The organism is Sediminicola arcticus, assembly GCF_040566695.1.
GTDB lineage: Bacteria > Bacteroidota > Bacteroidia > Flavobacteriales > Flavobacteriaceae > Sediminicola > Sediminicola arcticus.
This window is the reverse complement of sequence record NZ_JBEXAE010000002.1, coordinates 562,872-575,040: the sequence shown is the minus strand read 5'-3', so window position 1 is coordinate 575,040 and position 12,169 is coordinate 562,872. Positions and strand designations below refer to the sequence as shown.

At 40.7% G+C, this 12,169-nt stretch carries 5 protein-coding genes and 1 tRNA gene; 2 read left to right on the top strand and 4 right to left on the bottom strand.

The genetic code is table 11. The annotated features are described in order from the left end of the window. Window positions 1-59 precede the first annotated feature (59 nt). Window positions 60-134: transfer RNA gene (locus tag ABXZ36_RS06380), tRNA-Pro, on the bottom strand. A gap of 161 nt (window positions 135-295) precedes the next feature. Further along, a complete protein-coding gene (locus tag ABXZ36_RS06375) occupies window positions 296-8,809 on the bottom strand; it encodes a T9SS type B sorting domain-containing protein (RefSeq protein WP_354614660.1) in 8,514 nt (2,837 codons plus the stop codon). Window positions 8,810-8,942: 133 nt separating this feature from the next. Here ABXZ36_RS06375 and ABXZ36_RS06370 point away from each other — a divergent pair, with 133 nt between their 5' ends. Beyond that, complete coding sequence (locus tag ABXZ36_RS06370) at window positions 8,943-10,064, top strand: PQQ-dependent sugar dehydrogenase (RefSeq protein ID WP_354614659.1); 1,122 nt, start codon at window positions 8,943-8,945, stop codon at window positions 10,062-10,064. An 87-nt stretch (window positions 10,065-10,151) separates the two neighbouring features. After that, the gene (locus ABXZ36_RS06365; protein ID WP_354614658.1) at window positions 10,152-10,556 is read left to right on the top strand and encodes a c-type cytochrome; all 405 of its coding nucleotides are present in this window, start codon (window positions 10,152-10,154) and stop codon (window positions 10,554-10,556) included. A 2-nt stretch (window positions 10,557-10,558) separates the two neighbouring features. Here the strand turns inward: ABXZ36_RS06365 and ABXZ36_RS06360 are convergent, their stop codons facing one another. Together ABXZ36_RS06360 and ABXZ36_RS06355 are read right to left on the bottom strand one after the other, a co-directional pair. Further along, window positions 10,559-11,374 carry an N-acetylmuramic acid 6-phosphate etherase gene (locus ABXZ36_RS06360; RefSeq protein WP_354614657.1) on the bottom strand — a complete coding sequence of 272 codons (816 nt, stop codon included), beginning with the start codon at window positions 11,372-11,374 and terminating at the stop codon, window positions 10,559-10,561. 2 nt (window positions 11,375-11,376) lie between these two features. Next, window positions 11,377-12,126, bottom strand: a complete 750-nt coding sequence (locus tag ABXZ36_RS06355; RefSeq protein WP_354614656.1) for a DeoR/GlpR family DNA-binding transcription regulator — start codon at window positions 12,124-12,126, stop codon at window positions 11,377-11,379. Between the last annotated feature and the right edge of the window lie 43 nt (window positions 12,127-12,169).

Here is a 12,169-nt window from a genome sequence, read left to right as displayed (position 1 = left end):
AAAAAACACTGATAATCATACGATTAACAGTGTTTTAGTGCAACCTATTTCTAGGTTCGTCGGGGTGGCAGGATTCGAACCTGCGGCCTCCTGCTCCCAAAGCAGGCGCGATAACCGGGCTACGCTACACCCCGAAAAATATACGATATATACTGATAAAGAACCCGTATATTTTCGGACTGCAAATATAGAATAATCATTAGAAAAACAAGTCAAAAAAAGTCTTATAAAAACAAAATAGGTGCTAAATATTTTTAACACCTATTTTATCAAGCTTTTAACTTAAATATTTTATTTATCGATAGAGTGTAAAGTGCCCTACATATTGTTGTTTATCAGTATCATTGGCATTTACTACATACCAATAATCCCCTGTAGGCACCTCATTGCCCTCATATTTACCATCCCAACCGATCACATTATCTAAAATTGCTACAACTCTACCATATCTATCGTAAATCTTAACCTCCAGATTAGGGAAAAGTTCCCTATTTCCAGGAGCCCATACCTCGTTCATATTATTTCCGTCTGGAGTAAAGAAATTAGGCATTTCTAGTACCCCTGTAAAATCGAACGGGATAGTTATAGTAACATTACAACCATTGGCATCTACCACTCTAATGGTTACCGTTGCATCCATATTCAGCGTAAAAACATTGTTTTCACCGGTTGATTGCCCTTGAAAGAAATATTCGTAGTCACCGAAACCACCAGTAGCCGCAGCTGTAATTTCATTTGGCCCAGTTTTGATAGCTTCAAGAATTAAAGGATCATAAGGATCTATTGTGAATGCTACCGAGGTAGAACAACCATTCTCATGGTACAAATACACAATATGGTCACCAGGAGCCAAATCTCCAAATGTATAATTGGTGTTGGCCATGGTAATATCATCCACATCCAAAGAAAATAACAATCTTGGAAGTACAGTGGGATCTTGCATCTCCACGGTAACCGTGCTATTAGGGAATATCCCTTCACAACCATATTCAGGTATAGCTGTCGCCGTAAGATCCACTCCTATGATAATTGGCATTACCACATTTGTTTCACAACCTCTGGCATCCCTAACAAAAGCTACATAAGTATCACCTCCCACTAAATTATCAAAGAACAAGGCATCATTCCTCACAAAATCTGCTGGATCGGAAGAATTTAGGCTGGTCTCATAATATGTCTGCAACGTTATAGGGTCCACAAATGGAGTTCCCCCTGTTATGGTCAATTGGGCCGAGCCATCCATCGCATTGATACATGTTTCGGGAGTCTCAATGGAAGAAACCGTCAGCACATCTGGTTCCAGAATAGTCAAAGTTTGTTTCTCAGAACATCCTTTTTCATCCAATATCAAAATTTCATAGGTACCCGCGTCTAAATCGTCAAATACAAACTGACCAGGTGTTGTTGGCTCACTAAAGAATTCGTTGAAGTTCGGAGAAATGGCGAACTGCAAAAGTCCTACCCCCCCTGACTGCACTTCTATCTCAATAGAACCATCGGATAACCCGTTACAAGATACTGCAATGGGAACAGCCGTAAACTGAATAGGTTCAGGTCTTAATATCACCAAAGGTCCTTGCACATCACCACAGGTCACCCCACTAATAACGCTTACATAATAATCGTTCCCTTCAGGCAAGGCCTCAAAAGTACCATCATTTTGGGTAGGTCGAAATAGTGTTGCAGATGCGTTTGGTGCAAAAGGATCTCCGGGGTCACCAACCCATAATTGGAATTGATAATTTCCTACTCCACCAGCAGCAAAGGATTCAATCCTTCCATCCAACTCCGAGGCACATGAAATATCATCTGGTAGGTTTAAGACAAGATCTACATTCTCAGCATTTACCAAGGTGATCCCCTGGGAACGCACACTATTACAAACATTCAATCCCAAAACATCTTTTTTACGGATGTCATATTGATAAAACCCAGGACCTACGGTTATCAATACCGAAGTACCTGCCATATCAATATAAGGATCTGTTGGTAGGGCATTATAAGCCCTATACTCATACACAAAACCAACTTCAGGGTTTTCGACACTTAATCGTATTTGACCTTGTCCCCCGCAACCAGGAGCTTGTACCTGTACCAACTTAGGATCAATCTGTGGTGGTGGGTTTACAAAATAGGGAACTGTTACTCCTTCACAGGCAAAGCCTGAAGATATCTCTATAGCGTACCATCCTGCGCTAATATACCCACCTGTTATCCCCACGAAGGTTGGCAAATCTTGCAGCCCACTCGTAGATATAATATTCGTATTGTCATTGCTTCCCAAATACAATAATCTGTATTTGTATCCTGCTCCTGGAACACCTCCAGAGGCGCCTGCTAAAGCTGTGATGATAGTACCTGTAGTAGTGTCATAAGCCTCTAACACAGCATTATTTCCCCCAGGACATATCAATGCCTGTGGCTCTCTTATACCGGCTATAATTGGAGCAATGGGAGCCAGTTGTATATCTATGCTCGACTCACATCCTTCTATATCCCTTACTGTTATCCTGTAATTTCCATTAGATAAATTTTCAAATTCATTACTTGGTCCAAATACTACAACACCAACAAAAGTTCCGCTACCTGACGGACTTTCAATTGCCAGACTATAGTCATATGCAGCCGTATCCCAACCTCCCTGTGCTGTGACTTGAATTTTACCTAGGTTATTATCACAACTTACATTACCCAATTCTATGGCGGTTAATGCAAGTGGACCATTAGGGCTTCTTATGGTTGCCACATTACTGTTTCCTGAACAATACGGCAAACCATCGGAAGTAACGATCACATAGAAATTACCCCCTGGGAGTCCCGTAATGGTTTCCGGATTGTTGGTTGTGTGAAAGCTACTAGTTGCCAAAGAAAAAGAGGCCGTTAGATCATCACTTCTATATACATTGTATGTATAATTCCCAACATAATCAGTTACTGAGATCGCCATTTCTCCATCATCCACTCCAAAACATTGGATAGGTTTTGCCTCACTAATAACTATAGTGGGTGCTATAGGTTCCTGAACCGTGTGTGTTGGTAAGGGGTACGTACAACCCCCAATATTGTCTCTAATTTCAAACAGATAATCTCCGGCAACTGGTAAATCTATCAGTGCAAAACTATTACCAACCACAACTACAGGTGCCACAAGAACAAGCGAATTAGTAGTCACTGTAAAGCTTGTGGTTCCCAAAATATCAATACGTACTTGTTCCGGATCTCTACAATCCAAATCCCGTATAACGCTAAATGTAGGTACTACATCCGTTGGTGGATTAATAGTTGGCAATACAAAGGTGGTCTCACAACCATTACCGTCAATGGCATAAATAGTAAAATTTTGTGGAGCTCCGGTATCAATAATTTCAAATTGATTGCTGCTTTGGTAATTTCCGAACCCTGTTAAACTATATTGATACCCTCCAGAAACCGTTCCTAGATCTACAATATTTACAGTGATAATGGTAGAACTGAATCTATTAGCGCCTACCTCACAAGAAAAATCGGGTACCGATGCTGAAATTGTGAATGGCAAGGGTTCTGTTATTTCCACTAAGCCTGTTTGTGTGGCACAATTTCTATCTGTAACCACCTCAACTTCGTAATGTCTTGGCGGAAGATTTGGGAACGATCCAGAATTATTGGAAGCCAATAATACCCTGGTATCAAAATCGACCAAGGTATAAGTGATTGGCGTATCCACGTCCGAACCACTGGTAAGGATCACATCTATACTTCCATTGTTGTCACCCGCACAGCTGACATCCAATTCCAAGACAGCACTGATTACCGGTAATGTGGGATCGGCCAGAAAAATATTGTCCACCAAGAAGAAACAATTTCCTGTTCCATCACTTACGATATTATCTGTTACCAGAATCTTATAACTCCCTGGTCCTACTCCTGGAAAAATTCCTGCATTTCTATCCCCAACAATTGGGGCTCCAATATTCGCTCCGGTGCCATCCTGTAATTGATAGGTAAAATAATCACTACCCCCACTGGTGAACACGCCAATGGTGCCATCTGCAACTTCACAAGTTGGCATTACTGTAAATCCACCACTAGCGGAAATAAATTCATAAACCTCAGCAATAATGTTACTGGTACAACCATTGGCATCTATTACATCTATAGTGTAAAATCCTGGAGAATTCACATAAAAGGTTGCAGTATTAGGACTTCCAAATTGAGTGACGCCACCAAGGGTAAATCTGGGGGTATCTACAGTCATTGGCATAGTAATATCTATCTGGAAAGACGTTGTCGTATTATCACATTGGTTGATCACCGTAATGGCTGGCGCAGGTAATGGTGGTTCTAATTGTACGATCTGCCCAATTCCAAAAGAAATACAGCCGCTAATGTCAATTACATAAATATCATAATTCCCATTAGGTCTAGAGGCTGTGGTATTGGTCGTAAAATCGTCCAAAAGAGTAGGAGTCGCAAGACCAGTATAATCTGGCGTGTCTCCTTGTGGCACATAGGCAAATTCATAAGGTCCTCCAGCACCTCCGTATCCTCTAACAGTAAATTGCCCGTCCGCATTACAATTGGCCGGATCTTCTTGTAATATAAATATAGATGGCAGGTTTTGGTTAATAGTTATTGGGGCGGCATCCGTACAATCATCGTTTGGATCTGTGGCTACTATTTGATAGTTACCTGGCAACGTTTCATAGGTATTGGAATAAGGTGATGAGATACCCGTGGGTGAATTTATCACCATTCTTGCGCCCGTATCTGAATTGATCAATTCAATAATCAAAGAAGTTCCTAAAAATTCGCTAACGGTATAGGAAATCTGTCCGTTTCTGCTGGCATCACAAAAACCAGCGGTCGAGGTTGCCGTTACATCAAGCAGAGTCGGTCCTTCTATAGGGTCTATAATATCCAAATAGGTACAACCTGTTCCTAAATCCGATACTTCAACCGTATAGGAAACTCCATATTGCAATCCGTTAAAGGTATGTCTTCTTGGAGGTGAACTTGGACTTACAAAAGGATTGGCGGGCACTTCTAACAAACGAATTTCGAATGGGCCTGTACCGCCAACTATGTTTACTGTTTCAGAAAAACCAGTAGCACTACACACCAATGGACCAACGGGCTCCGGAACCACATCCACTGTAGACTGGATAACAGTTAAAATATCAATATCATTACAACCATAGCTATCAACCGTAATAACAGTGTAATTTCCTGGGATCACATTGGTAAAAGTCTCTAACGTACTTGCTGTAGGCCCTATTCTATCCAATTCAAGTCCAAATTGATCTTGAAGGATATATGTGAAATCGGCTACTCCATTCGCCACACCTGTTATTTGGATACTACCCTCAACGGCTCCTGCATTGCAGATGGCATCAACTGGCACTACGGTTGCATCAGGTGGAGGAGTTCCATCCGTTGGAATGGTAACGGTTTTTCCTATGGTCTCACATCCCCTTGAATCTCTTACAATATAATTATAGGTTGCTCCAGCTGTTAAATTAGAATAGGTTGTTTGGGAAGTAAAAGAACCTCCACCAAAACTTACCACATAGGGCGGCACACCAATGGTAGCATCTGGTATTATGGTAGCGCTACCATTATTTGGCTGTCCACAGCTTGCAGGGGTAGTCGTTGCCGTAGACTCAATGGCTAACGGTGGCTCTAAAACCAAGGGGTTGGACTCCTCTGTACAACCCTGATTGTCCGTGATCCTAAATACATAGGTTCCACTCGCGTTGGTATTGTAAAAGAATACATTGGAAGCTAAAGGAGACGGTGGACTTGTAGTTACAACAACTCCATCATCATAAATTACTTCGTATGATTTTGGTCCTGCACCAATACTATATCCATTGGTAGCCTCCACACGTATGCTTCCATCGGCTCCACCACAAGGAATATCGGATGCAATAGTAGTTGCTACCCTTAATTGTGGATTAATGGTTACACTTAACTGGTTAGAACAGTTATTGGTATCTACCACTTCAACCGTATAGTTACCAGGAGTTAGTCCAGCAAAAGTAGTTCCTGCCTGCAATGCTCCCCCATTAATTCTATATTGATAACCCGGAGTTCCTCCCGCGGCATTTACAACTACGGTTGCTCCCGTACTGGGCACATAACAGTAATCTGTTGACGCATCTAAAGTAATCGTAGGGGATGATAGTGGTGCCAAGGTAAAACTAAAAGTTTCGGTACAACCTTCTGCATCTGTAACACTTAAATTATAGGTTCCGGGCGTAGATAGATTCCCAAATGTCCTATTGGTCCTTGGACTCACTATGGGTGCCCCTCCAGGATAAACTAGGGTGTACCTGTAATTGCCCCAACCTCCAGTGGCATTTGCTACTACCCTACCAATATTGCTGTTCTGACAGTTCATGGCAGTTACGGTTCCACTCAAAGCGGTAGGTGTTGCAGGCTCTGTAATAGTAAATGATGTAGAATCTGTACAACCTGTGTTTACATCTGTCACATTGATGACATATACACCTGCACCTGAAGGAGGTAATATTACCTCCCCAGCATTTTGGGGAGCACTTTCTGCCCCTCTATTAATATTATATGTATAGTTATTGGCAAACCCATCTATAAGAAAAGTTCCTGTTCCGTCTGATCCTCCTGAACAAACTCTAGTATCTCCGCCTGCCTTAACCCTAGCCCTAATGGAACTAATATTAGCTGGAGTATAACTACTGTTGTAGGTACATCCATTTGTATCGGTAACCCTAAATTGATAAGCAGTAGAAGTATTTAAGCCTATAAACGTATTACTGCCACCATTATCCACAAACGGTGTCGGACTTATTATTTCATACTTAGCAATTGCAAAACTACTGGTTACCGTTAATTGTACATCGGCCGTTCCAGCACCACAATTTACATTGCTCTGGGCAAAAGCTATCCCTGTTGGGGGTGCTGCGTCTGTAATGGTTATCGATGGTAACTGAACACGACAACCTCCCGAATCCCTAATAATAGGAACATAAGTACCTGGAGCAAGATTGTTATAAGTGGTTTGGGTGGTAAAGTTGATAGGTGCGTCCCCTGAAATACTAAAAACATAGCCACCTCCAGATCCTCCAGAAAACGGCCCTTGGAATTCAATAGATCCCCCAATAGTACCTCCTGAGCCATCACAGGTCCTGTCTGCCAATTTCACTGCTGCACCATTGATAGTACCAGTAGTGGTAAGCGTTACTGTATTGGGCAAAGTAAGAATACAGTCAAAGCCACCTTGTTGGTAGCGTACTTGTAAATTGCTGTAGTTTCCCGCGGGTACCGATAATTGGGTATTGGTACTCCATGGATCGGCTGGACTAGCCCTAAAAGAAAGGTTATACCCCTTGCCATCAATGACGTTAAAATTTATCTTGGCCCCACCATTACCACAGGTACCATTTACTCCACTTGCTGTAATATCAGGTGGAGTAAGCACCTCAACAACGGCAGATGCGGTAATCGTACACCCATTACTATCTGTGATATAAAAATCATAGGATCCTGGAGTTGTTACCGTATATGTTGTGGAACCCGTATAAGAAGGACTAACAGTAGACCCTCCGTTAACTGTAAAGGTATACGGAGCAGTTCCTCCAGAGGTTCTTACTATAATATCTACGCTGGCTACGCTACAGCCAAAACTATTATTTACCTCTGTGGAGGCGCTCAATGCTACAATACCACTACCTATAACTATAGGATTACCATTGATGTCAAAACTCTCTGTTGGTGGTGGAATGCCATTTGCTGGATCCCCTTTACATTGTTGGGTCTCTACCCTAACACTATATGTGCCAAAACCAACGGCACTAAATACATAATTGTTTGCCGCAATAAAAGAAGTAAATTCTTGTGGTATACCATTAGAATCCAATAAGGTATATTTAAATGGTCCAGGGACATTATTGGTAACAACAGATATGCTTCCGGTATCTCCACTACATTGGGCATCAACAAAAGTAACATCAATATCCATATCCCTTTGCTCAATTACAATAGGCTCATAAGGATATTCGCAGGTATTGGAAGTATTTTGAAGTCTAGCCTTAACAACATAGGTTCCTGGCAATAAATTATCAAATATAGGGCCTTGATAAGGTCCAAAACCACTACCACTGTTTATGCTGTATTCATAAGCACTTGATAAATTGGTGATTTGGATTCTTCCTGGGGCACCGCATATGAAATTACGTTTTACGTAGGTTTGGGTAATCGTACTCTTTTTAACCTTAAAATAATAAAACGGTCCAGACCCGTTTACTCGTACTCTAAAGCCGGCACCAGTAGATGAATTAATGGTACTGGCATTAATAGAAAAATTGGAACTATTATTTACCACACTCCAACAACTGGCCGTAGTATTGGCACATTCACTGTTCACATCAAAGACACAACTACCACTAGGGTTAAATCGTTCCCATTGGTAACTGCTATAGGCTCCCTGCAAAGCAACAATCCTATTATCAAAATCACCACAAAGGTTGTAACGAACCAAGGTGCTACCGTCATTGCTACAGGTAACCGTTTCATCACCATTGGTAATGATTGTAGAAAACATGGCAGTACTTGAGAATGTCTCTTCTGCTGAGCTATACCCAGCCGATAGATTTGTAAGAGGTGCTATTATATCGCTATTGGCAATTATTTCATTTTCAAAACAAGCTGAATCGTCATGATCTAAATTATAGATTGGGAGAATATCGGTAAATAGATAATGGACTTTTGAATTTGCCAATGCTGAGGTACACACAACCGATAATGCAATCAGCAGTATGGCATACATAAGATGCCTTGAAGTTCTTGGTAGCATAGGTTAAGTCTTTTTAAGAATATATTCGATTTGGGATCTTGAATATTCTTTGGTGTAATTATTTTTACTTATAAAATCTAATTATATTTAAACATTAATTCTTTTCCTTTAATAATAATCTTAACGTTAAGATATGAAAATTAGTATTGTATTTCTCTATTTATTCGTTGTAATGACAACCTTTTCTTGCGGACAAGAGCCAGAAAACAAGGCTAAAACCGCTGAAAATGTAGCCTTTACCGTTGAAACGGTAGTAGACGGAATTTCTATCCCTTGGGGCATGGTTATGCTCCCCGATGGTGCTTTTTTGATCACCGATAAACCCGGTGAACTGATTTATTTTAAGGATGGAAAAAAAACGAGTATAGAAAATGTTCCTGAGGTTTATATAAGAGGACAAGGTGGCCTTTTAGACATAGAATTACACCCTAATTACGAAGAAAATGGATGGATCTATATCTCTTATGCTTCCTCTGAAGGAGAAGAAAAAGGTGGACATACTGCCGTTATGAGAGCCCGATTAAAAGACTTTAAATTAGTGGACAATGAGCTATTGTACAAGGCCACGCCTAATACCACTGCTGGACAGCATTTTGGTTCTCGATTAGAGTTTGATAATGAGGGTTACTTATTCTTTTCCATTGGAGAACGAGGAGATAGGGATGTTAACCCTCAAGACATCAAACGTGATGGAGGAAAAATATACAGGATAAATGATGATGGCAGCATTCCGGCCGACAATCCTTTTGTGAATGAGGAAGGTGCAAAAAAAGCCATATATAGTTATGGACATAGAAATCCGCAAGGATTGATAAAACATCCTGAAACAGGTGCCATTTGGGATCATGAACACGGGCCAAGAGGTGGAGATGAAATCAATATTATTCAAAAAGGTAAAAACTACGGATGGCCAGTCATTACGTATGGCATCAATTATAGCGGAACCCCAATTACCGATAAAACCGAAATGGAAGGTATGGAGCAACCTATTCATTATTGGGTGCCTTCCATAGCACCAAGTGGAATGGTGATGGTCACCTCAGATAAATACCCTAATTGGAAAGGCAATTTATTGGTGGGATCCTTAGTATTTCAATATTTAGAAAGATTGGCTATGGATGGTGAAAAAGTAGTTTATCGTGAAAAGCTTTTGGAAGATATAGGTAGGGTTAGAAGCGTGTACCAAGCCCCAGACGGATTCATATACATAGGCGTTGAAGGCAAGGGAATTTTGAAACTGGTTCCTACTGAATAGTTTCAACATTACATTGAATCCAAAACCCATCTTAGAAAAGGTGTTCAAGTAGTATGCTGTCTTTACATTAATTAAAATCTGTTAAAAATGAAAGTTCTTCTAATTCTTTATATAACCATAGTATTTTTATTGGCCAATACATTATTTCAAGACAATGAGCTTAAAGAAAGTATGAAACGTGGAAGCGAGATCTATGCCGACTTTTGTGTTACTTGTCATTTGACAAAGGGAGAAGGAGTACCTTATACATTCCCTCCCTTGGCCAAATCCGATTATTTAATGAACAACAGAAAGGAAAGTATTAGAGGAATCAAATACGGACAAAGGGGCGAAATTGTGGTCAATGGAAAAACGTATAACAATACCATGATGCCCATGGGACTTACTGATGATGAGGTGGCTGATGTGATGAATTATATCACGAATTCCTGGGGAAATAAAAATGATAAAATGGTTACCGAAGATGAGGTTGCTACCATTGGAAAAAGGTAGTCCTATCTTTGATAAGTATCGATTGCCTTTTTAACGGATCCGTGCAATTGCAATAACCGTTCGGCATCGTGGTAAGGTATATCTAAAGCTTCCACGAGATAGCGAGTACCGCGATCTACCAGTTTTTTATTGCTGAGTTGCATGTTCACCATTTTGTTACCCTTCACCCTCCCTATCTTAATCATCAGGGCTGTGGAAATCATGTTGAGCACCAATTTCTGTGACGTGCCACTTTTCATTCTAGTACTACCTGTAACAAATTCGGGTCCTACATTAACGGCTATAGGTATTTCCACGGCAGCGGTCAATGGAGATCCGGGATTATTAGTGATACAACCTGTAAGCAGGCTATTTTTCATTGCGGCTGATACTCCCCCTAATACATAAGGGGTGGTACCCGAAGCGGCTATGCCAATAACAGTATCATTTTTAGTTGGTTTATAAGCCTCCAAGTCTTTCCAAGCCTGCTGGGTATCATCTTCAGCCCCTTCCACAGCCTTCCTAATAGCATTATCGCCCCCTGCAATAATTCCAATAACTCTATCATGGGGCATCCCAAATGTTGGTGGAATTTCAGAGGCGTCTAAAATTCCAAACCTACCACTGGTACCTGCACCTATATAGAACAATCTTCCTCCTTTTTCAAAGCGAAGGGCCAAGGCATCTACAAGTTTAGTAATCTGGGGAATGGTCATCTCAACCGCCGCTGCTACCTTCTTATCCTCCGCATTCATATTTTCTAAAAGAGACTTAGTCTCCATCTTTTCTAGATTATCGTAAAGCGAAGGTTCTTCTGTAATTTTATGGTAACTGGACATAGCTATAGCAAATGAATATCGTGGTTTCTAAAAGAATCTAATTGTTTGTTCTCCGGATTTAACTCGGTAATCATAATGTTTACCGCATTTATATCGCAGGTTTTGTAACGATGCTGGGAGTTTAATTTCTCCGAGATGCACAAAAGTACCGTTTTTTTAGAAGCGTCCATGACTGCCTTTTTTACCTGGACAATATCCCAATCAAATTCGGTAAGACCAAAAGCAGAATCTACATAACCTGTCCCTATAAACCCATAATCCACCTTAATTTGAGAAAGATTATAAACTGTACTAGCGCCAATGGCCATTTGGGCATCTTTAGAAAGTTGCCCTCCCACAAAAATCACTTCTATATTGGCTTTGTTCAATAATTCTAAAGCAACAGGTAAGCTATGGGTAAAACAAGTAAGCTGCATTTTTGAAGGAATGGCTCTTGCCAATTCCAAACACGTAGTACCGCCATCTATAAATATCACGCTTCCCTCTTTTATAAATCGGACCGCCTTTTCTGCAATCGCGGACTTTTCTTCCAAAGCGTAGGTATTCACGTTTTTTGGAGTATAATTAGTAAAGCCCAAAGCAATGGCACCACCGTGTACCTTTTTAAGCTTTCCTTCAGCATCTAATTCCTTCACGTCTCGGCGAACCGTATCAATGGATACATTGAGATTTTCAGCAATATCAGTCAGTAGCACCCTATTGTGCAGTACCACTTCATTCAATATGTTTCTTTGGCGTTCTTCCTTTAACAAAGCTTCCTTGTGTTATCTAATTTAGGCAAAGATAAAGAATTAT